Below are 22408 nucleotides of genomic sequence, written 5' to 3'. Positions count from 1 at the left end.
AAAACCGTATTGAGATCTGCGTAGATCGACGTCGATCTGCGGACAGATTCATCGAAAACCGAATCGAAGCGGGGTCAGTAATCCACCCCGGCACGGGCCTTGATGCCGGCCTTGAAGGCGTGCTTGACGTTGTCGACCTCGGACACCGTATCGGCCAGTTCGCGCAGGCCCGAGCCGCCGCCGCGGCCGGTGACGATCACTGACTGCTCGACCGGGCGGTTGGCGATGGCGTTCAGTACGCGCTCTTCGTCCAGGTACTTGTAGCCGAGCATATAGGTCAGTTCGTCGATGACGACCAGATCGTAGGCCGGGTCCTGCAACATCGGCTCGACCTGGGCCCAGGTGCGCTCGGCGGCTTCGATATCGCCCGAGCGATCCTGGGTGTTCCACGTGAATCCCGTGCCCATCTGGTAAAAATCCACCTGCGGGCAGTGATCGCGCAGATAGATCTCCTCGCCGGAGAGTTGCACGCCCTTGATGAACTGCACCACGCCGATCTTCTGGCCGTAGCCGAGTGCACGCATCACCATGCCGAAGGCCGAGGACGACTTGCCCTTGCCCTTGCCGGTAATGAACACGAACACGCCGCGCTCGATATCCGCGGCCTGGATGCCCGCGTCGACTTTTTCCTTGTGCTTCTGCATCGTCGCCTTGTGGCGGGCGTCGCTTTTCGATTCGCTCATGACATGGCCTTTGCTGGCTCAGATATGGCCCGGGCTATAGCTGACGGTGACATAAACCGCCCGCCCGGGTTGGTTGTAGAAGTCGATGGTCTGGTAATGACGATCGAACATGTTGGATAGCTTGGCCTGAACTTTCCACGCCTCGGTCACCCGCATTTCGCCTGTCAGACCGAACAGTGCGTAACCACCGAGCCTGTCGGTGTTGGCCGGACCGTTGTAGCGCGACCCGACCAGCTTGGCACTGGCGCCGGCGGCGAACCGCGCGAACAGATCGCGGTCGACGTGCAGCGAAGCCGAGTAGTTCGGGCGGCGTGCCAGATCGTTGCCGTGGTTCGGCCCGCGCCCGCGGTTCTCGGCGTCCAGCCAGTCGGCATTCGCGCCGATACGCCAGCGGCCGATATAGGCCGTCACCTCGCCCTCCACGCCGCGGATGCGCGCCGAACTCACGTTGCGTGGCGTGTAGTTGGCGTCCAGCGTGATCTCGTCGTTGATATCGGTCTGGTAGGCATGGATCGCCCAGTGGCCCCAGCCCGGCGTGGCCTTGAGGCCGATTTCGCCCGTGCGCGATTTCTCCGGCTTGAGATCCGGGTTGGACGCCGGCGGAAAACCCGGCGTGTCCGGATAGTAGAGATCGTTGAAAGTCGGTGCGTTAAAGGCGTTGCCGTAGGCGGCGGTCAGCGTATAGGTCTTGTTGACGTGATAGCCGTAGGTGATCGAGCCGGTGGCATGATTGCCATAGGCCTGGTTGTCGTCATCCCGGGCGGCCAGATCGATCTCGTGGGCGCCGAAGCGGCCCTGGTACTCGCCGAACACGCCGGTGTTGTCGCGCTTGTTCTGCTTGTAGTCGGCCGAACTGGTCACCGCGTCCCGGCGATAATCGATCCCGACGGTGGCACTCTGCTGTCTGGCGAGCGCGAAATCGTTCTGCCAGCTGACGCTATCGCGGCGCGTGTCGAAACGGCTGACATAATCGCCGTCGAAATAGTTTTTCGACCGATCGCGACTGCGCGACAGACGCAGCTTGGCATCCCAGAAATCGGTCAGCGGCGCATCCACGCCCAGGCCATAGACTGCCTGCACCGAATGCGACTGGTTGGTCGTAGGGCCATCGTATTCGACATGACCATCGGACCGAAGATAGTGACCGTTCACCGACCAGTCGTTGTCGAATGTATAACCGACGTTCGCCGAACCGTCCGCGCGGTGGTAGCCATCGCGGTCGGGCTGATTGGCGTAACAGCCGGCGCCCCCCTTGGGCGAGCTGAATGGCCGGCCGGTACAGGCATTGAAGCCGCCGGTATATTCGCCCGAGACGCTCAGGTTGTAGTACAGGCGTTTCGTCGCCCCCGAAACGCCGCCTTGGCCTTTCCAGGTGTCGTAGCTGCCGCCGGTGACCGAGAAATACGGCGTGGGCCCGCGGCCCTTGGCCCCCTTGCCGTCGCGGGTGAAGATCTGGATCACGCCGCCGACCGCATCGGCACCGTACAGCGACGAACGCGGCCCACGCACGATCTCGATGCGCTGAATCTGGGAGACCGGGAAATCCTGGATCGCGGCCTGGCCGTTGGTGGCCGAGCCCCAGCGCACACCGTCGACCAGCACCACCACCTGATTGGCATCGGTGCCGCGCAGGTGAATGGATGTGGCCTTGCCGGGTCCGCCGTTGTTGGCGATCGACAGACTCGGCGTATCGCCGAGCAGTTCGGCCAGACTCTGGGCCTGACTGCGCTCGATGTCGGCCCGGGTAATGACCGTGGTGGCGGCCAGCGTACTGTTCCGGGATTGCGGCGTGCGCGTGGCGGTCACCACCACCGGGTTCAAATCGGTGGTCGCGGCCGGCGGCGGCGACGCCCCCCAGGCAGACGATACCCCGAGCAGGGCCGCAAATGCGGGCCCGGTGCGAAACTGCATTGTCGTCGTCTCGATCGGCGGGCACGCCCGTCCGCGTGCCGAAGTCGCTGACCATCGCCGGGCAAGACGAACGGACCGCGCGCGAACACGCGCCGGCACCGATCGCGTGTGGCGACGATCCCCTGTGCCAGGCCGGTCTCCGGACTTGCAGTCAGACCCATGTCTGCGCGCGGCCTTCCCGAGGCGAGGTGTTCGCCTCAGTGGCTGGAATGCGCGACACCGTGGATTATCACACGGCGCTGCCTACCGTTGCGGGGGCAGTGTCGGCCTGGCGCTTGCGCGCGCACCGACTTCCCGTTTCACCGCATCCGTGGATGCGACACCTGTCACGTCGACGATGCTAGGCAGCCCCCGAGACGCCGTCAAGCCGGGCCTGGCGCCGGCAACGCGCCCGATCGGCCCGCGGCCCGCACGCGGCCAGAGCTCGTGGGTTTTTCGCTTATCCGGATAAGCGGATATACTACGACCCCTATTCGCGAGCTGCAGGGTGATATGAGCGATACGCGACACGCCATCGAACGCGTTCTGGCCGACCGGATTCTGGTGATCGACGGCGCCATGGGCACCATGATCCAGAATTACGGCCCGTCCGAGGCCGAATACCGCGGCGAGCGCTTCGCCGACTGGGCCTCCGATCTGCAGGGCAACAACGACCTGCTGACGCTGACCTATCCGGATCTGATCCGGGGCATCCACCGGCAGTATGCCGAGGCCGGGGCCCATATCATTACGACCAACACGTTCTCTTCGACCACGATCGCCCAGGCCGACTACCACATGGAAGACCTGGCGGTGGAGCTCAACGTCGAGGCCGCCAAACTCGCCCGCGAGGTAGTCGAGGAATTCCAGAGCGACGCGCAGCCGATGTACGTGGCCGGCGTGATCGGGCCGACCAATCGCACTGCCTCCATCTCGCCGGACGTCAACGATCCCGGCAAGCGCAACACCGATTTCGTCGAACTGGCCACCGCCTACGGCCAGGCCGCCGAGGCCCTGCTCGAAGGCGGCGTCGACATCATTCTGATGGAGACCATCTTCGACACCCTCAACGCCAAGGCGGCGATCTATGCCGTGCGCAGGCTCATGCGCGAGCGCGGTATCGACGTGCCGCTGATGATTTCCGGCACCATCACCGATGCCTCGGGTCGGACTCTGTCCGGTCAGACCACCGAGGCGTTCTACAACTCGGTGGCCCACGGCCGGCCGCTCACCATGGGGCTGAACTGCGCGCTTGGCCCGGACGCGCTGCGCCAGTACGTCGCCGAGCTGTCGCGCATCGCGCCCTGCTACACCCACGCCTATCCCAACGCCGGCCTGCCCAACGAATTCGGCGAATACGACCTGCAACCGGACGAAATGGCCGAGCACATCGGCGAATGGGCCGAATCGGGCCTGCTCAACATGGCCGGCGGCTGCTGCGGCTCGACCCCGGAGCATATCGGCGCCATCGCAAGCGCCGTGGCCGGCAAAGCCCCGCGCCGCCGGCCCGAGATCAAGCGGGCCATGCGCCTGTCCGGCCTGGAGCCATTCACCGCTTCGGCCTGAAGATATTTTTCCGCAGATCAACGCAGATCGACGCAGATGAAGAGCGAGGGGCAGGACGAGCAGACATATCCGATACTCGGGGCTGCATTCGAGGTCCATCGCTACTTGCGTAACGGTTTTCTGGAGAGCGTCTATCACGACGCCCTGGCGATCGAACTGACCGAGCGCGGCGTGCCGTACGTTCGCGAACCCTTGCTCGACGTTCAGTACAAGGGACGCCCGCTGCAAAGCCAGTTCCGGGCGGACTTCATCTGCTTTGAAAGCGTGATCCTGGAACTCAAGGCCCTATCCCGGCTAACGCCGCAACACGAGGCCCAGGTCATCAACTATCTGAAGACCACCGGCATCGAGCGCGGTCTGCTGCTGAACTTCGGCACGCCCGAATTACAGCACCGGCGACTGATCCGAAGTCATCGCCCGGGTTAACCATTCATCCTATCTGCGTTGATCTGCGTCGATCTGCGGACAAAACAGAGGTTTCAATGACGTCAGCAACCAACTTCATCAACATCGGCGAGCGCACGAATGTGACCGGCAGCAAGCGGTTCATGCGCCTGATCAAGGAAGAGGATTACGACACCGCGCTGGAGGTCGCCCGCGACCAGGTCGAAAACGGCGCCCAGGTGATCGACGTCAACATGGACGAGGGCATGCTCGACTCGGCCGCGGCCATGCGCAAGTTCCTCAACCTGATCGCCGGCGAGCCGGATATCGCCCGCGTGCCGATCATGATCGACTCCTCGAAGTGGGAGGTCATCGAAGCCGGGCTGCAGTGCATCCAGGGCAAGGGGATGGTCAATTCGATCTCGCTCAAGGAAGGCGAGGAGAAGTTTCTCGAACAGGCCCAGGCGTGTCTGGACTATGGCGCGGCCGTGGTGGTGATGGCCTTCGACGAGAACGGCCAGGCCGACACCGAGGATCGCAAGGTCGAGATCGCCCAGCGTGCGTACAAGATGTTGGTCGAGGAGCTCGACTTCCCGCCCGAGGACATCATCTTCGATCTCAACATCTTCGCCATTGCCACCGGCATCGAGGAACACAACAACTACGCCGTCGATTTCATCAATGCCACGAAACGGGTGCGCGAGTCCTGCCCCGGCTGCCATGTCTCGGGCGGGCTGTCGAACGTGTCGTTTTCGTTTCGCGGCAACGAGCGGGTGCGCCAGGCCATGCACTCGGTGTTTCTCTACCACGCCATTCCGGCGGGCCTGGACATGGCGATCGTCAACGCCGGCCAGCTCGAAATCTACGACAATATCCCCGAAGAGCTGCGCGAGGCCTGCGAGGACGTCGTCCTCAACCGCCGCGACGATGCCACCGAGCGCCTGCTGGATCTGGCCGAGCAGTACAAGGGTGGCGGCAAGAAAGCGGCATCCAAGGAGGATCTCGCCTGGCGCGAATGGGAGGTCACCAAACGCCTGGAACACGCCTTGGTGAAAGGCATCGACACCTATGCCGTCGAGGACACCGAGGAGGCCCGGCAGAACGCCGACAAGCCACTGGAGGTGATCGAAGGCCCGCTGATGGACGGCATGAACGTGGTCGGCGACCTGTTCGGCGCCGGCAAGATGTTCCTGCCACAGGTGGTGAAATCCGCCCGCGTGATGAAAAAGGCGGTGGCACATCTGATCCCCTACATCGAGGAGGAAAAAGCCCGATCCGGCGACGCCTCGAAAAACAACGGCACCATCATCATGGCGACCGTCAAGGGCGACGTGCACGACATCGGCAAGAACATCGTCGGCGTGGTACTCCAGTGCAACAACTTCGAGGTGATCGATCTCGGCGTGATGGTGCCGATGAACGACATCCTCGACGCCGCCGAAAAACACAACGCCGACGTCATCGGCCTGTCCGGCCTGATCACGCCGTCGCTGGACGAAATGGTGAATGTCGCGGCCGAAATGCAACGCCGCGGCATGACGACGCCGCTGCTGATCGGCGGCGCGACCACCTCGCGCGCCCACACCGCGGTCAAGATCGACCCCGCCTACGAGGGTGCGGTGATGTGGGTGAAGGACGCCTCCCGCTCGGTGCCGGTGGCCTCGCGCATGGTCGGCAAGGAATCGCGCGAGAAACTGGTCGCCGAGTTGAAGGAAGACTACGACAAGATGCGCGAGCGGCATGCCGCCAAGCGCCAGACCAAGTTCCTGTCACTCGATGCCGCACGCGCCAACCGCGTCCAACTCGACTGGTCGGCCTACACGCCGCCCGCCCCGAAACTCCCGGGCGAGACGAAATACGCCAAGCGCCAGCCGCTGCCGCATGCCAACGACACGACCGACGGCGCCCACGACGACGTATCGGGTCTGTATGAATTCGACGACTTCCCGATCGAGGAATTGATCGAATACATCGACTGGACGCCGTTCTTTCTGTCCTGGGAGATGAAGGGTCGCTACCCCGACATCCTCAACGATCCGAACAAGGGCAAGGAAGCGCGCAAACTGTTCGACGACGCCCAGGCCATGCTCCAGCAGATCGTCGACGAGAAGTGGCTGACCGCGCGCGGCGTGGTCGGGATTTTCCCCGCGCGTACCGCCGGGAACCTGGACGATATCGAAGTGCTGTCTGACGACCGCTCCGAAGTGGTCTCGGTGGTGCACCAGCTGCGCCAGCAGGCCGAGCATCGCCGTGGCGTGCCCAATCGCAGCCTGGCCGACTTCGTCGCCCCGCACGACGCCGGCGTCGACGACTGGATCGGCGGCTTCGCCGTCACCACCGGCCTTGGCTCATCGGCAAAGGTCGAACAGTTCAAGGCCCAGCACGACGATTACAACGCCATCCTGGTCGAGGCCCTGGCCGACCGGCTGGCCGAGGCCTTCGCCGAATGGATGCACCGCCACGTGCGCACCGAAATCTGGGGCTACCAGCCGGATGAGAATCTGGACAACGCCGAACTCATCGGCGAGAAATACGCCGGCATCCGCCCGGCGCCGGGCTATCCGGCCTGCCCCGAGCACACCGGCAAGGACACACTCTGGGAACTGCTGGACGTGGAAACCCACACCGGCATCACGCTCACCGAATCCCGCGCCATGTGGCCGGGCGCGGCCGTGTCCGGCTGGTATTTCGCGCATCCGGAATCGCGCTATTTCGTGGTCGGCCGCGTGGCCAGGGACCAGGTCCGCGACTATGCCGAGCGCAAGGGCTGGGACGTCGAGACCGCCGAGAAATGGCTGGGCCCGAATCTCGGCTACGAGCCCGAAGCCTGAGAGTGAGTTTCAAAACCCTTGTTTAAGGCCTTTATCCACAGATTACGCAGATTGCACAGATTGGAATAAAGAGAGCGGGCACCGGTGCGTATCCCGAATGCGGCGGCAACAACGGCAGGCATTGATGCCACGCACCGCGCGCCCTAATAATCTGCGAAATCCGTGTAATCTGCGGATAGTTCTCGAAAGCGAAGTCAATAGGCCGGCCATTCGCGGCGGGCTCGCGGATTCACGTAAAGCCTTCGTATGCGATGTTCGGGCCGACTCCGTGGCCGGTGAGCGCCTCAAATCCGCTATGCCGCCAAACGATAACCGCATCGGCGTTGATCTGCGGACTGTTTTTCTTCGCGAAAACGCAGCCCGAAAGCCTGGCGGCGCCTGCTGCCACGGCGTGTCCGTCTTCAAGTTTTCAAATGGACTCTTAGGGTTACCGGCCTGCCGCGCGGACGGCGGGCCGTCGTTCGGTGCGCGGCTTGACGAGCCGGCCCCGTCAGCCCGCGGCCTGCACGCGCGACGGCTCGGCCAGCAGCATGGCGGCCAGATCGCGCAGCCGCACCACCGACAGGAACTGCTGCTGCGCGCCGACGCCGACCCGGACCAGGCGTTTGCAGCCCACCAGACCGTCGCCGTCGGAGCGCGGCCCGGCGCGGTGCTCGTGATACGACGCTGCCGGCGCCTCGATATAGGCGATGGCCTCGACGCTGTCCACGACAAAACCGACCGCGCCGTCATCGGCGGTGACGATCAGCACCCGGCCGGCCTCGGCCGTCGTCGGGGTGCCGCGCCACAACAACGCCCGCAAATCGGCCAGCATGACCGTGCGTCCGCCGTGCACGAAGCGCGCCTGAAACGGCCCGCCCACCGGACAGGGCATGGTTTCCGACGGATAAGCAGTCACCGCATCGATATCTTCCACCGCGGCCGAGAGCTTGCCCGCCGCGGTGAAGTGCATGTAGGCAAAACGGGTCCAGGCTTCGCCGGCGCCTGCGGCATCGGCGCCGTTCACCGCCTTGGCGCGAACGGCCGTGCCCTGGGCGAGCGCCGCATACGCCGCGACCGCGTCGTTGGCCGCGAGCTGCGCATGATCGAGCAGCAACAACGGGCCCAGCGCTTCGTCCTCGAGGAGCGCGGCGACATGATTGTGGATGCGATCCGAGTCCGTGGCGGTCCGCCGCCGGGTTTCGTCGCAGGCAACAATGCCCAGCGCCTCGTCGACCGCCAGTGCCAGCCAGCCGCAACCGAGCTCGACCACGACCACCAGGCCCTCACTGCCGACCGAGCGGGGCCGGCCGACCAGGGCGGCCGGATCGAGCAGGGCCAGCCGCCGGCCCCGCCAGTCGACATGACCGACGTAGGCGCGGGCGCCGATGGCCGGTTCGATCACCGTGCCGCGGCGGGTGATTTCGTGCACCACCGACAGCGCCAGCGCCACGCGCAGCTCGCCGCAGCGCAGAGCAAGCGCCCGCACCTCACCGCCCGCCGCCCGGGCCGTCGCCGGCTCTCCGCTGCCAGCCGCGGCCCCCTGTTGAACCTGTAGCAGATTCTCAAGCGCGAATACGGCGTCCAGATCCAGCACATACACCGCCTCGCCGCCGTCGCGCGCGAACATGCGGGGCACCAGCCCCCCGTGCGACCGGGTCACACTGTGGCAGTCGGCGGCGGCGATCCCCAGCACTTGCCCGACCCCGTCGACGGCGAAGCCGAACACCTGGCCATCGCGGGCGACGATGGCCACCAGGCGCCGGGCCGGCGCCTGATCGCCGCCGAGGCCCAGCAGTTGCGCGAAATCGATGACCGGTACCGGCGCGCCGCGCAGCACGAAGCTCCCGAGCGACCAGGCCGGTGCCTGCGGCACTGGCGCCAACCGTTCCGGCAGCGGGACCACCTCCTGCAACGCATCGCTTTCCAACGCGACCTCGGTCCCCGCCAGAACGAGGGTGGCCAGACTCAGCGCACTCATTACGCGGCCGCCGACTGCGACTCGCGCCCGCCGCTGGCGCTATCGGTCAGGGCGCTGATGAGCTCCACCACGTGCTGCGCGGTCTCCAGCTGCGACTCCGTGGCGCCGGCGATGTCCTCGACCGCCTGGGTGGTCGAGACCACGCCTTCGCTGATCCGACCGAAGGCATCACGTGCCTTGTCGGCGACCTGCGCGCCGCTGTCGATGCGGCGCTGCGACTCGGCAATAAGGCGATTGATCTGGCGTGTTGCATCGGCCGATTTCTCCGCCAGCTTGCGCACTTCGTCGGCCACCACCGAAAACCCCAGCCCGTGCTCGCCGGCCCGCGCGGCCTCGATTGCCGCGTTAAAAGCCAGCAGGTTGGTCTGCGAGGCGATCTCGCCGATCACGCCGACGATTTCGGCGATGTCCTCCGAGGACTTGCGAATCGCCTGCATCGCCTCGGTCGAGTCGCCAATCGCCCGGCTGCCGCTTTCCGCCTCGCCGCGGGTGGTTTGTGCCTGGCCCCGGGCATCGCGGGTATTGTCGACCACGGAACGGATGCTGCGATCCAGCTGGCGGATGGCGGCCGCCATGGCATCGGCCTGCTCGCCGATATGCGCCTCGCGCTCGACTTCCGGGGTGATATCGGTGGCGAACTTCACCACCTTGTACGGCTTGCCGTCGGCATCCAGCACCGGGTTGTAGGAGCCCTGGATCCAGACCTTCTGCCCGTGGCGGCCGATCCGCAGGAAGCGGTCGGTAAAGAACTCGCCGCCGCCGAGCGCATTCCAGAAATCGCGATAGGCGGCGCTGGTGACAAACGCGGGATCGCACAGCAAACGATGATGCTGACCGATCAACTCGTCCCGGCGATAGCCCATCAACGCCAGAAAATTGTCGTTGGCGGCCAGAATACTGCCGGACAGGTCGAACTCCACCACCGACTGCGAGCGCTCGATGGCATTGACCTTGCCCTGGAACTCGATGTTGCGGGCGCGGGATTCGGTGACGTCGGTGGCGAACTTGACCACCTTGTAGGGCTGCCCGTCGGCATCGAGAACCGGATTGTAGCTGGCCTGAATCCAGACTTCGTTCCCATCCCGGCCCACGCGCCGGAACTCGTCGACCATGAACTCGCCGGCCTTCAGCCGGGCCCAGAACTCGGCATAGGCGTCACTGCGCGCATAATCCGGCTCACAGAACATGCGGTGATGGCGACCGACGACTTCATCGAGCGAATAGCCCATCGCGGCGAGAAAATGCGCGTTGGCGGTCAACACCACGCCCTCGAGATCGAACTCGGCAATCGCCTGCGACCGATCGATGGCCTCGAGCTTGCTCTCGAATTCGGCGTTGCGCAGCTTATCCGCCGTGATGTCGGTCGCGAACTTGATCACTTTCTGCACACGCCCGTCGGCGCCGAGAATCGGGTTGTAGGTGGCACGCAGCCATACCGATCGCCCGTCCCGGGCCAGGCGCCTGTATTCGTTGCTGTCGTACTGGCCTTTCTGGCCGAGCTTGCGCCAGAACTCGGCGTACCGATGATCGGCAGCATCCTCGGGAGTGCAGAACAGGCGGTGATGCTCGCCCACCACTGCCTCGCGCTCATAGCCCATCAAATTCAGGAAATTCGTATTGGCGTCCAGAATCCGGCCATCGGGGGCGAATTCGATGATGGCCAGCGACCGATCCAGGGCATCGAGCACATCGGCACGGTGATTGTTTTCAACCTCTTCCGGGTTAGCGGGGCTAGGCGACATGATCTGGCTCCTGAAACGGGTGCTTTTTGGGCCGCACCCGCAAGTTATTGCTACCGCCGTATAACGGCGGGAGCGTTTCTTGCTTAATAGTTGATGACAATATTATTGCGACTTTCAGACTCGGCACCGAGCGTCGGGCCTGGGGCCGCACCGGGCGCATCGACCGTGCACACGCCGCGAACGGCGACGCCGCAAAAACAATCCGGGATCTACCGAGTTTCAAGAGTGCGGAAAAGACGGGGCGGCGAGCGCACAAGCCGGTCGGTTCCGGCGCCGGGCGCACATCGGTGGTCAGCGCATCGCCGCGTGACGTGCTAGTGGTGGTTCGGCGACAGCGTGATGACGTGTTTTGCCGGCGTATTCGCCGAGCCGGCGAACGGCAGGTCGAACAGGCCACCGATCTCGCCCGCGATCACGATCGTCACCAGCAGCGCCACGATGGGTACGAGAGTCGCCAGCACCAGCTCGCGCCAGGTGAGCGCGCTGTTGCCGGTCGCACGCCGCGCGAGCACATGCACGATGTAGAGCAGATTACCGGCCAGCGACAGCCCGACCGTCACCCAGAAATCCAGCGGCGGACTGACGCTGTAGGCCAGCGAACAGGCGACCAGCGCCGCCGCCATGCCGACCAGGCCGGCCCCCTCGCAGATCCAGTCGATGAGGTTCAATTGACGTGTCGTGGACATGGCGTGGTCAGGTCAAGCCGCCAAATGGCGGCGCCATGATAGCGCGGGGCGTCCGCAGGACCGAACGGGGCACGCGTCAGGTTCCGCCGACCGCCCACGCGCCGGAGTGCGTCCGCCACACCGTCGCGACCAGCCTGGCGAGCAGGAATACGGTCAGCCCGGTCCAGATGCCGAACAGCCCCCAGCCGAAGACATAGGACAGCCATATCAACGGCAGGAAGCCGAGCAGTGCCGCGCCCAGCGTGGTGGTCCGCAGGAAAGCCGTATCGCCGGCCCCGAGCAGCACGCCGTCGAGTGCGAACACGACCCCGGCCACGGGTTGCTGGACCACGAACAGCCACCAGGCATAGGGAATCTGGGCCAGCACGGCGGTATCGCTGGTAAACACATGCGGCAGCACCGGGTAGGCCGCTGCAAACACGCCGCCCAGCACAATACCCAGCGCCAGCGAATAGCCGGTGATGCGCCAGGCCACGCGCTGGGCGTCGGCGGTGCGATCGCCGCCCAGCGCCGCCCCGATCAGGGCCTGGGCGGCAATCGCCAGCGAGTCCAGGATCAACGACAGGAACGACCACAGCTCGTAGACGATCTGGTGCGCACCGGCGGCCGCGGCGGAGTGGCGCGCCGCCACCGCCGCCGCGGACAGAAAACAGATCTGGAACGAGGCGCTGCGCAGAATCAGGTCGCGGCCCAGCACCATCTGGGCGCGCATGACCGCCAGGCCCGGCCGGTGCATCGCGCGCTCGCGCAGCAATGCCATCACGAACAGCACGGCAGCAATGGTCTGGGCGAGCACGTTGGCGATCGCCGAACCCGCCAGGCCGAGGCCGACCGGATAGACCAGGATCGGGCAGGCGATGCCGGAGGCGATATTGGCCGCGAGCACGTAGCGCAGTGGCCGCACCGTATCCTGCACACCGCGCATCCAGCCATTGCCAGCCAGCGTGATCAGGATCGCCGGCGCGCCGAACAGCGCAATGCGCAGCCATTCGGCCGCGGCATTGGCGATCGGCGCCCGGCCGGCCAACAGCCAGGCCAGGTCGCGGGCAAAGATCTCGCCGAGTACAAACACCAGTACGCCCACCGCGATCGCCAGCCAGGTCGCCTGGCCACCCTCGGCCACGGCGTCGGCGCGCCGCCCGGCACCATAGAGCCGGGATGTCCGCGCCGTGGTGCCGTAGGACAAAAACGTCAACTGGCTGGTCAAGACGCTCAGCAGGGTGCCGCCGAGCGCGAGACCGGCCAGCGGCACCGCGCCGAGATGGCCCACCACGGCGGTGTCGACCAGCACGTAGAGCGGCTCGGCCGCCAGCACGCCGAGCGCAGGCAGGGCGAGGGCGAGGATGCGGCGCAGCGTGACATCGATATCGGCGTTCGGTTGAGCCATGACGAACAGCGCGTCGAAGCAGCCGTGCAGTGTGCCACAGCCGGTTCGTGACGCCGCCTCGGCAGTTGCCCGGATATCCCGGACGTGGCCGCCGGGCGATGATAGTCTGATAATCCGATGATGCGAGTGGCTGCTGGCATGGCCGACAACACGACGGAAGCGACCGCGATGAGCCGTTCGCGGCGCGAGGCCAGGGATCTGCGCGATTTCTGGCGCCGCTGCCTGATCGTGGCGGCGACCGCCATCGGCAGCATCGCCCTGCTCTGGTTCCTGTGGACGGTCGGCCACGCCGTGTTGCTGATTTTTTCGGCGTTTCTGGTCGCCGTCGCGCTCGACACCCTGGCGCGCATGGTGTCGAAAGTCACCGGGCTGGCCCGCCATCCGGCGGTGATCGCGGTGCTTACCATCATTGCGCTGCTGGCCGGGGCGGCCACCACGCTCGGCACCATGAACGTCGCCTCGCAGGCGCCGCGGCTGCAGAACCAGATCGCGCAGTCGATCGATGCGCTTCAGGCCAAGCTGCAGCATTATCAGATCGCGGCGCATCTGTTCGGTCAATCGCACAGCAGCGCCAGCGGCTCCAGCTCGGGCAATTCACTGGGCGAGCAGCTCACCAGTGAGCTATCGAGCGCGCTGTCGGTGACCATCACCTCGCTGACCGATCTGTTCGTGGTCCTGATCATCGGCATTTATCTGGCGCTCCGACCCAAGCTCTACTACAGCGGGCTGTTGCGGCTGTTTCCGCCGACGCGCCAGACCCGGGCCGACATGATCGCCCACGAGGCCACCGACGCCGTGCGGCGCTGGCTGACCGGGCGGGCCATCTCGATGAGTCTGGTCGGGCTCGGCAGCCTCGCCGGGCTGTGGGCGATCGGCATCCCGTTTCCCATGTCGCTGGCGTTGCTGGCCGGCCTGCTCACCTTCATCCCCTACCTGGGCGCGCTGGTATCGGCGATTCCGGCGCTGCTGATCGCCGGCATGCACGGCATCTGGCCGATGTTTTACGTCGGCGCGCTGTATCTGGCGCTGCACATCATCGAAGGCTATCTGCTCGCCCCGCTGATCCAGCGCCGCGCGGCCTCGATCGCACCGGCCTTTTTGTTGTCTGTGCAGGTGCTGGGCGGGGCCACTGCCGGCGTGCTGGGCATCGCGCTGGCGACCCCGATCGCGCTGGTAATCGCCGTGGTCATCCAGCTCAGCTATGTTCAGGACGTGATCGGCGAAGAGCCGCATCTGCCGGGTAATAAATCCGGCTAAGCGCCTATTCAGCCGAGGGCCCGTACTTGGCCTCGAGCTGCGCGTTGATTTCGCCGCCGACCAGCACGGTCAGCACGGTGACGTAGGTGAGCGTGAGCAGCAGAACCACGCCGGACAGCGAGCCATACAGCGTGGTATAGGAATCCGAGTAGGACAGGAACACCGAGAACACGCTTGAAGCGATAGTCCAGAAGGTGACCACCACACCGGCCCCCACGCGCACCCAGCGCCAGCGCGGCGGCCGACGATCCGGTCCCCAGCGATACAAGGCCGCCAACCCGAAAAACAGCACCAGTCCGCCCAAGGCCATGCCCACCGCGCGCAGACATTCGGCGATCCACAGCGAGGACCAGATCGATCGGGCGATCTCCGGCAGCCCGATCGCCAGCACCGACACGAACACCAGTCCGCAGATCACCGCCACCGCAAGGCCCAGCGAACGCAGCGCGTGCCGCCAGCTGAACTCCGGCCGCTCGCGATACGCGGCATGCAGGGCGAGCAGCAGCACACCGATACCCTGCTCAGCGCACCACAGCGCGATCAGGCCGCTGAACGTACCCGCCAGCCAAAGCGTCGACGTGCCCCGGCTCGCCAGCGTCTTCATCTGCCCGATCATGGAGACGACCACATCCGCGGGCACGAAACCGGACAGGGCGCGCATGTCGGCCACCACGCTGGCCGGATTGGCATACAGGCCATAGAAGGCCACGAACGCTGAGACCGCCGAAAAGATACCGAACAACGCCAGAAACGTGATCGCCGCGGCGTCGATGCTCACCTGATCGCGTCCCATGCCGCGCGCCACGCCGCGCAGGATCTCGATCCACCCCACCGCCGGAATCTCGCTCGGCCATTCCCGGCGCGGGGTGTCGCGGTCAGGCGACTTGCCCTGGCTCGGCATTCACGCCTCCGCAATACTGAACAATAGCGCCATGATGCCGCAGCGGACCACCGGCCCGCCAGAATATCGTCCTGCCCGGGCCGGGCTTACTGTCGCGCCCGCTCGCGCCGGGCCGACCCAGTGAACCGGAACAGCGCGAATACCACGATCGCGGCCGCGGTGAGCCCGAGAAACACGATCGGCATGTCGTAGACGCTGGACTGATGCAGTAGCGCCATCGTCATCGTGCCGAGCGCGGCCAGCAGCATGCGCATGAAGCCCAGCAGCGACGACGCCGCCCCGGCGATATCCTTGAACGGCGCCATGGCCTGGGCCGTCGACACCGGCATGATCAGGCCGATACCCGGAAAACACACCGCGACCGGCCCGAGATATTCCGCCAGATTGCCCTGCTTGCCAACGATGAACGCCACCGCCATCAAGGCCAGCGAGCCGATCAGCAATAATGCCAGCCCGGCACCGATGACCGTCGGATCCCGCAGCCGGCTGCTGGCCAGGGCACAGGCCCCGGCGCCGCCGGCAAAGCCGACGAGGACCACCAGCGCCACGATCACCACCGCGATACTGCCCAGGTGCAGCACGTTGATCACCAGATCCGGGGCGCCGATGAGCGCGCTGTAGACCACGCCGATGCACAAGCCGCTCAGCCCGGCGTGGAACAGAAAACCCTTGTTGACCAACGGCTTGCGATAGGCCTGCCAGAGCCCCGACCATTCCAGCGCGCGCGGATTGCGTTCGAAATTCGTCTCCGGCAGGAAGAACCAGACCAGCGCCCAGAGCGTCAGCGACAGCCCCAGCAGCACGGCGAAGTTCACGTGCCAGTTCATGGCGTGCGCAATCAGGCTCCCGACCACCGGGCCGACCGCCGGTGCCAGCGAGAACGCCGCGTTGAGCTTGGCGTAGATGCGCTCGCGCCGGCCTTTTTCGAAGGCATCGCGCACCATCGCCTTGGCCATCACGCCGCCGGCGCAGGCGCCGATGCCCTGGATCAGCCGGCCGCCGATCAGCGGCCAGATCGACACACTCACCAGGCACAGCAGCGCGCCCAGCGACAGGATGCCGGCGCCCACCAGCGCCACCGGCCGACGGCCGAAACGATCCGACAGGGGTCCGTAGCAGACCTCGCCGACGGCATCGCCGAACAGATACGCCGCCATGGTGAACTGCACCAGGCCGTAATCGGTCGACAACGCGTGGGCGATATCGGGCATCGCCGGGGTGTACTCGGTATCCCCGAACGGCCCGACCGCCATCATCAGGGCCAGAAGCGCCAGCGATGGCTGGGGTATGCGGCTGGACGACGCGGTCATGCGTGTTTCCCCGGCGCGTGCCCGGCGCCCCGGACGTGCGATCGCCAAACGCCGCACGCTAGCAACAGCGCCGGGCGCCGACTATCCGTACATTCTGGTAACAAGCGCGCCATAGCCCGGCGCGGCCCGCTTTAGCTCTCGGTCGCGATCATGACCTTGAGATGGCACGTCTTGTCGGCGGCACTGGCAAAGGCGGCTTCGGCATCATCGAACGCATGGGTGCCAGTGATCGCGCAGGCCAGGCGATCGTCTTCCAGCACCGCGGCCACGGCGCCCTCGAATTCGTCGACGAAGCGATAGCTGCCGTGCAGCTCGATCTCGCGCGTGAGCAAACGGTTCAGATCCACCCCGGCGGTCGGCAGAAACCCGACCTGCACGATGCGCGAGCCGGGCTCGACGCAGGCCATGGCCGTATTCAGCGCTGGCGCCGCCCCGGCCGCCTCGATCGCCACGTCGAAGGCCGGATCAGCAGCGATGGCTGCGATCGCGTCCTCGTCTGCGGCGTCCAGCACCGCCACATCGGCCAGATCGGCCACACGTTCGCGCGCAGCCGGCTGGATATCGGCCACGGTCACGCCCGCGGCGCCGGCACGCAGGGCGGCGATGGCGGTCAAGGCACCGATAGTGCCGCCGCCGGTAACCAACACCCGCGCCCCGGCCACCCCGGCCCGGTTCACGGCATGCGCGGCGACGGCGTACGGCTCGGCCAGCGCCGCGCGCGACAGATCGGCCTCATCGGGCAGCACGACGCACTGGCTGCGGTCAACCACCGGGCGCTCGGCGAAGCCGCCCTCGGTGTGCGGGCGACAGGCCGCGCTGCCCATGTAACGCATGGAAAAGCACAGATTCGTGCGGCCCGCCCGGCACATCCGGCAGACACCGCAGGACAGCGCCGGATTGACGGCCACCGGCGTGCCGATGGCGAGATCGGTGACATTCGGACCGGTTTCCACAACCCGTCCGGACAGTTCGTGGCCCAGCACCATGGGATCGCGCAGGATCGAATTGCCGGCCCGGCCCTCGGCGAAATAATGCAGGTCGGAGCCGCAGATACCGCCGTAGGCCAGGGCCAGGCGCACCTCTCGGGCGCCCAGCTTGCGCTCGGGCACCGGGTCGAGGCGCAGATCGCCGACGCCATGAATCACGCAGGCAAGCATGTCGATCTCCTCGTTTTTCGCGGACAGTCATCATGCCAGCACAGGACACCTAGCGCCTGGTGCCGTTTCGTGCGAGCGCCGCGTTGGCGACCGCAAATCGTGTGATGTACGCGGCGTCCGCATATGTTTGTATATTCGAATACAACATCCGTAGCCAGGGCGGCTTCGATATGGCGCGCAATGTATTGATAACCGGCGGCAACAGCGGCATCGGCCGCGAAATGGCAGCCACGCTGGCCGCTCGTGGCGATCACGTGATCATCGCCTCGCGCGATCTGGCCAAATCGCAGGCCGCGGCCAGCGCGATCCGCGAGGCGCATCCCGCGGCCCGGATCGAGGCGATGGCGCTGGATCTGGGCGATTTCGCCGACATCGACCGCTTCGCCGAACAACTGCGCCAGCGCATGCCGACCATCGACGTTCTGATTCTCAACGCCGGGCTGTACACCCAGGGCACGCGCTCGTTGCCGAACGGGCTGGAAGCCATGATCGGCATCATGCATTTCGGCCATTTTCGGCTGGTGCAGCGGCTGCGCGAGGCGGTCGTGGCCGCGCCCGCCGGGCGGATCGTGATCACCGCGTCGCTGGCGCACCGGCTGGGCCGGCTGCGCTTCGAGACCTTCGACGCGCCGCGCAGGCATTGGGCAGCGGTGCTGGCCTATGGCCAGGCGAAGCTCGCCAACATCCTGTTCACGCGCGAACTGGCGCGCCGATTGGCGGATACGCGGGTCACGGTCAACTGCTTCCATCCCGGCGCGGTCGCCACCGGGCTCTGGCGCGAACTGCCGACGCCGATCCAGCGCCTGCTCGGGCCTGTGCTGATCGGCCCGGCCGAAGGGGCGGATACCGGCATCTGGCTGGCGACCGCCGAACAAGCGGGCGATACCAGCGGCGAATACTTCGTCAAGCGCCGCCCGGCGCGAACCACGGCCGCCGCCCGCGATATGGACCTGGCCGCCGCGCTCTGGCGGGAAAGCGAAGCGCGCATGACCTGACGTATGGGTGCGGTTTACCCGCGGCCTGAGCACGGGCGCGACATGCCACCGCGTCGACCCGCGGGCGTCGTGCCCGGCTCGATATCGCAGTGTTATCGTAAGCGCATGCCAGTCGAGACGGCGACCGTGATCCGGACCCGCTGTCGAACCGGCTTGCCGGCACATGCGCCGGCACCATTGCCGCCAGAAAGCTCGTGCCCCTGTCAATCACGGCCTGTGGCGCCCGACGGCCGCCAGTCAGCGGCGCGGTGGGGATGGTTATCGGCAACAACCCTGGTTGAGCGGCACGGCGCGATCGCGGCGACCAATCCGCGGCGTCGGATGCGACAGGGCCGGCCCGGGCGACGACGTTGAATAACCGGCCCGCGATGCCTATCTCGTCGACACAGGACTCAGGAGCACGACCGCATGGCCGCCGATCAACTGCAACGTTTTCTCTTCGACGGCACCGCCGTTCGCGGCGAGATAGCCCAACTGGAATCGACCTACCACGAGGCACTCGCCAACCACGATTATCCGGAGCCCATCCAGCGCCTGCTGGGCGAGTTGCTGGCGGCCTGCGCCTTGCTGACCGCGACGATCAAGCTCGACGGCACCCTCGGCATCGAGATCCGCGGCAACGGCGCGGTCAGTCTGTTGATGGCCGAATCCAATCCGGGCAACCACGAACGCGCGCAGCGCCTGCGCGGCATCGCGCGTTTCGACCCCGACGCCGTGGCCGCCCTCGCCGACACCTCGCTGCACGGATTGCTCGGCGACGGCAAGGTGGTGATCACGCTCGACCCGCGCGAAGGACGGCGCTACCAGGGCATTGTGGCCCTCGACCAGCCGAGCATCGCCGGCTGCGTGGAAACCTACTTCGCACAGTCCGAACAACTGCCGACCCGGCTCTGGCTCGCGGCCGACGATCAGGGCGCGGCCGGTCTGCTGCTGCAGAAGTTGCCGGCTGAATCGATCTCGCTGGCCGCGGATGCCGATCTGGATGCCTGGGACCGGCTCAATCATCTCGCCGCCACAATCACCGACGACGAACTCACGGGCCTGGATGCCCGCGACGTGCTGTATCGCCTGTTCCACGAGGAACAACCGCGGCTGTTCGACCCGGCGCCGGTGATGTTCGCCTGCACCTGCTCGCGCGAGCGCTTCGGCGTCGCCCTGCACCAGCTCGGCGCCGATGAATTGCGCGGCCTGATCAAAGAACGCGGCGAGATCGAGACCCAGTGCCACTTCTGCAACACTACCTATGTGTTCAGCCCGGCCGACGTCGAGGCCCTGATCGACAATCCGGACGCGCCCTCGCCGACCATGCACTGAGCGCGCCCGGATCGCAGCCCCGGGGCAGGGCTTGCGCGCCCCACAGCCACGGGCGTCGAAGCCCATCGGCCACGGTTTCGCGCTCGGGCCGCCGCGCAAATCGCCGCCGGGCGCGGCCGGCGGCGGCAACGCGGTGCATAATAGGTTGTCGGCGCCCGGGATGACGCGTCGATTGCCTCCGAAACGCGACCGTGCGCGTATATCCGCAGGCATGGTCACATGGGGCCGCCCGGATCGCCACGTGCGGGCCACGCGTCGTCCCAGTTGCCCGCGCGAGGCATCGAATACATCATGGCCGCCCCGAGCGCCGGCCGACCTCATCGACTGATCCTGACGAGGAATATCATGGCTTCCGAATACGCGAGTTCCGCGCAGCAATCGCGCGATCCCTCGACCGACCCCCATCACGTGGTCGAAGGCGAGTTGACCTGGCTGGTGCGCGCGGTGGGGCTGGCCATCGGCGGCCTGCTCGCGGTGGGCGTGATTCTCGGGCTGTACCACGGGCTGACCTTCGGCGGCGGCGTGCGCAGCCAGCTCGCGCACGGGCTACTGGTCGCGCAGGTCGTGTTCGCCGCGGTGCTGATCATGCTCGGCAGCATCGTCGAGGGCTTCGGTTTCGGCCTGGCGCTGGGCACGCGCTGGCCGTATACCAAGAACATCGTGGTACTCATGCTGCGCGGCGATCCCGAGGCCGCGCACCGTGTGGTGGCCACACTCGTGGGCCTGGTCGGCGTGGCGCTCACGATCACGCACCCGGCCTACGAGATGTTTCTCGGGCTCGGCTTGATCGTGGCCACGGCACTGTTCGGCATGGGCGTGCTGTATGTGCTGGCCGGGCGCGCGCCGGCCATCGTGCACGGCACCCACGGCCTGCTCGCTTATCTGGTTTTCATGGCCTATCTGTTGCCGCTGGCGCACGCCAACATCGGGCTCGGGCTGTATCTGAAGATCATCATCCCGACCCATCCGCTGCTGTTCGCCGTCTTCATGGGCGGCGTGGTGACCGGCGGGCGCGGCTTCGGCGAGGCGCTGGGCCAGTTCACCGTGCCCGAGCGCAAGCCGCAATGGATCGTGGCCCTGCATGGCATCGCCGGGCTGATGGTGGTCGGTACGCTGGGCTGGTACATGCCGACCTATCCGGTCGCCTTCGCGCTGGTTCTGGTGCAGGTGGGCGTGGGCTTCCTGTTGTTCCAGGCGGTGAATCTCAAGCCCAAGGCCCCGGGCGCGATCGTGGCGTTCCACCAGATCATGGCGTTGCTGATCACCACCGCCATCGTGATGCAGTGGCAGTTCTGATCTGACCGGCCGGCCCGGCCCGGATCGAGCGCCGGCCGGCGCGTTGAACGCCGCTGAAAACGGCGTTCAACCCTGTTCGGTTCAGTCGCTGCGCCCGATGCGGCAGCATAGACGCACTGGCTTCGATGCAGGGCATGCCGATGTCGCGGCTGTCCGGGCCGCCTCTGATCATCGCGGCGGCCGCGTTCTGGGGCCTATCGGGCGGGCTGTCCGGTCTGCTCATCGAGCATGGCCGGGCACCGCTGCTCGTGGCCTTCTGCCGCGGCCTGATCGGCGGCGCGCTCATCCTGGGCTGGTGGCTTCTGGCGCCGGGGCGGTATCGCCGGCCGGACTGGCGCATGCTCGCCGCGTCGGCGATCGCCGGCGTGGGCGTCGCCGGCAATCTGGGGTTTTACTGCATCAGCATCGCGCATACCAGCGTGGCGGTCGCCGCGACGCTGCTCTATACCGCGCCGCTTTACGTGTATCTCGCTGCGCTCGTCATGCGTACCGAGCGTCCGCGCTGGCCGCGACTGCTCGCGCTGGCGCTGATCATTCTCGGTGTGGTCCTGCTGAACCGGGTCTTCCAGGTCGATCCCGCCAAGCTGTCGTGGCTCGGCATTCTCGCCGGGCTGGGCGGCGGGCTGTCCTATGCCGTGTTCATCTTCGGCTTCGGTCAGGCCACCCGATACGGCCGGCCGCCATCGGTGCTGGCGATCGCCTTTGCGGTATTCGTGGTGGTACTGCTGCCGCTGATCGATATCGGGCGCGCCGGCGCCGCGCTGGGGTCCGCCGATGTCGGGCTTTTCGTTGCCCTGGGGCTGGCCGGTGGCGGTCTGTCGTTTCCGTTGTATGTCGCCGGGCTGCGCGACACCTCGCCCGTGCTGGCCTCGGTGGTCGCGATGATGGAGCCGGTCACCGCCGCGCTGTTCGGTGTCGGTGTGCTGGGCGATACGCTCGCGCCACTGCAGCTCGTCGGCATGGCCCTGATCATCGGCATCGTCACCCTGCTCAGCGTACAGCGGGCACGCTCCCGGCAGGCCTGAGACGCGTTTCGCCGCCGCCGCGGC

16 protein-coding genes, 2 pseudogenes and 1 riboswitch are annotated in these 22408 nt (G+C 66.3%); of the genes and pseudogenes, 8 read left to right on the top strand and 10 right to left on the bottom strand.

Annotation, left to right across the window (positions count from 1 at the left end; all coding sequences use genetic code 11):
- Positions 1-74: 74 nt before the first annotated feature.
- Together cobO and ACS8Y6_RS08260 are read right to left on the bottom strand one after the other, a co-directional pair.
- On the bottom strand, positions 75-683 hold the full coding sequence (gene cobO, locus ACS8Y6_RS08265) for a cob(I)yrinic acid a,c-diamide adenosyltransferase (RefSeq protein ID WP_440850059.1): 609 nt from the start codon (positions 681-683) through the stop codon (positions 75-77).
- A gap of 18 nt (positions 684-701) precedes the next feature.
- Positions 702-2594 carry a TonB-dependent receptor domain-containing protein gene (locus ACS8Y6_RS08260; RefSeq protein WP_440855370.1) on the bottom strand — a complete coding sequence of 631 codons (1893 nt, stop codon included), beginning with the start codon at positions 2592-2594 and terminating at the stop codon, positions 702-704.
- 113 nt (positions 2595-2707) lie between these two features.
- Positions 2708-2936, bottom strand: a riboswitch (cobalamin riboswitch).
- 150 nt (positions 2937-3086) lie between these two features.
- Here ACS8Y6_RS08260 and ACS8Y6_RS08255 point away from each other — a divergent pair.
- The 3 genes and pseudogenes from ACS8Y6_RS08255 to metH form a co-directional block, all read left to right on the top strand.
- Positions 3087-4121, top strand: a pseudogene (locus ACS8Y6_RS08255) (homocysteine S-methyltransferase family protein); the annotation flags it as partial.
- 54 nt (positions 4122-4175) lie between these two features.
- Positions 4176-4565, top strand: coding sequence for a GxxExxY protein (locus ACS8Y6_RS08250; RefSeq protein ID WP_440850061.1), 390 nt, complete (start codon positions 4176-4178; stop codon positions 4563-4565).
- A 29-nt stretch (positions 4566-4594) separates the two neighbouring features.
- Positions 4595-7354: pseudogene (gene metH / locus ACS8Y6_RS08245) on the top strand (methionine synthase); the annotation flags it as partial.
- Positions 7355-7583: 229 nt separating this feature from the next.
- Here the strand turns inward: metH and ACS8Y6_RS08240 are convergent.
- The 5 genes from ACS8Y6_RS08240 to ACS8Y6_RS08220 form a co-directional block, all read right to left on the bottom strand.
- The gene (locus tag ACS8Y6_RS08240) at positions 7584-7742 is read right to left on the bottom strand and encodes a hypothetical protein (protein ID WP_440850062.1); all 159 of its coding nucleotides are present in this window, start codon (positions 7740-7742) and stop codon (positions 7584-7586) included.
- Between the two features lie 102 nt (positions 7743-7844).
- Positions 7845-9314 (bottom strand): chemotaxis protein CheW, encoded by a 1470-nt coding sequence (locus ACS8Y6_RS08235; RefSeq protein ID WP_440855369.1) that lies wholly within the window; start codon positions 9312-9314, stop codon positions 7845-7847.
- Positions 9314-11056, bottom strand: a complete 1743-nt coding sequence (locus ACS8Y6_RS08230) for a methyl-accepting chemotaxis protein (RefSeq protein WP_440855368.1) — start codon at positions 11054-11056, stop codon at positions 9314-9316. Before ACS8Y6_RS08230 ends, ACS8Y6_RS08235 begins: the two co-directional genes overlap by 1 nt.
- Before the next feature lie 314 nt (positions 11057-11370).
- Positions 11371-11742, bottom strand: a complete 372-nt coding sequence (locus tag ACS8Y6_RS08225) for a hypothetical protein (protein ID WP_440855367.1) — start codon at positions 11740-11742, stop codon at positions 11371-11373.
- A gap of 76 nt (positions 11743-11818) precedes the next feature.
- Positions 11819-13129: an MATE family efflux transporter gene (locus ACS8Y6_RS08220; protein WP_440855366.1), complete on the bottom strand. Its 1311-nt coding sequence runs from the start codon at positions 13127-13129 to the stop codon at positions 11819-11821.
- A 168-nt stretch (positions 13130-13297) separates the two neighbouring features.
- On the opposite strand from ACS8Y6_RS08220, the gene ACS8Y6_RS08215 reads away from it, so the two are divergent.
- A complete protein-coding gene (locus ACS8Y6_RS08215; RefSeq protein ID WP_440850067.1) occupies positions 13298-14386 on the top strand; it encodes an AI-2E family transporter in 1089 nt (362 codons plus the stop codon).
- A 4-nt stretch (positions 14387-14390) separates the two neighbouring features.
- Here ACS8Y6_RS08215 and ACS8Y6_RS08210 read toward each other — a convergent pair whose 3' ends face one another.
- The 3 genes from ACS8Y6_RS08210 to ACS8Y6_RS08200 all read right to left on the bottom strand — a co-directional run bounded on the left by ACS8Y6_RS08210 (position 14391) and on the right by ACS8Y6_RS08200 (position 17754).
- Positions 14391-15287 carry a YihY/virulence factor BrkB family protein gene (locus tag ACS8Y6_RS08210; RefSeq protein WP_440850068.1) on the bottom strand — a complete coding sequence of 299 codons (897 nt, stop codon included), beginning with the start codon at positions 15285-15287 and terminating at the stop codon, positions 14391-14393.
- 86 nt (positions 15288-15373) lie between these two features.
- Entirely contained in the window at positions 15374-16597 is a 1224-nt protein-coding gene (locus ACS8Y6_RS08205; protein WP_440855365.1) for a multidrug effflux MFS transporter, read from the bottom strand.
- 131 nt (positions 16598-16728) lie between these two features.
- Positions 16729-17754 carry an alcohol dehydrogenase catalytic domain-containing protein gene (locus tag ACS8Y6_RS08200; protein ID WP_440850070.1) on the bottom strand — a complete coding sequence of 342 codons (1026 nt, stop codon included), beginning with the start codon at positions 17752-17754 and terminating at the stop codon, positions 16729-16731.
- A 170-nt stretch (positions 17755-17924) separates the two neighbouring features.
- Between ACS8Y6_RS08200 and ACS8Y6_RS08195 the strand changes: the two genes are divergently transcribed.
- From ACS8Y6_RS08195 to ACS8Y6_RS08180, 4 genes are all read left to right on the top strand, one after another.
- Positions 17925-18749 carry an SDR family NAD(P)-dependent oxidoreductase gene (locus ACS8Y6_RS08195; RefSeq protein ID WP_440850071.1) on the top strand — a complete coding sequence of 275 codons (825 nt, stop codon included), beginning with the start codon at positions 17925-17927 and terminating at the stop codon, positions 18747-18749.
- A 408-nt stretch (positions 18750-19157) separates the two neighbouring features.
- Complete coding sequence (gene hslO, locus ACS8Y6_RS08190) at positions 19158-20063, top strand: Hsp33 family molecular chaperone HslO (RefSeq protein ID WP_440855364.1); 906 nt, start codon at positions 19158-19160, stop codon at positions 20061-20063.
- Positions 20064-20408: 345 nt separating this feature from the next.
- A complete protein-coding gene (locus ACS8Y6_RS08185; RefSeq protein ID WP_440855363.1) occupies positions 20409-21359 on the top strand; it encodes a cytochrome C oxidase assembly protein in 951 nt (316 codons plus the stop codon).
- A 134-nt stretch (positions 21360-21493) separates the two neighbouring features.
- Positions 21494-22384, top strand: coding sequence for a DMT family transporter (locus ACS8Y6_RS08180; protein WP_440850074.1), 891 nt, complete (start codon positions 21494-21496; stop codon positions 22382-22384).
- The last annotated feature ends 24 nt before the right edge of the window (positions 22385-22408 follow it).

Origin of the sequence: Salinisphaera sp. RV14 (genome assembly GCF_052044135.1) — a bacterium.
GTDB lineage: Bacteria > Pseudomonadota > Gammaproteobacteria > Nevskiales > Salinisphaeraceae > Salinisphaera.
This window is presented reverse-complemented; position numbering and strand designations above follow the sequence as displayed.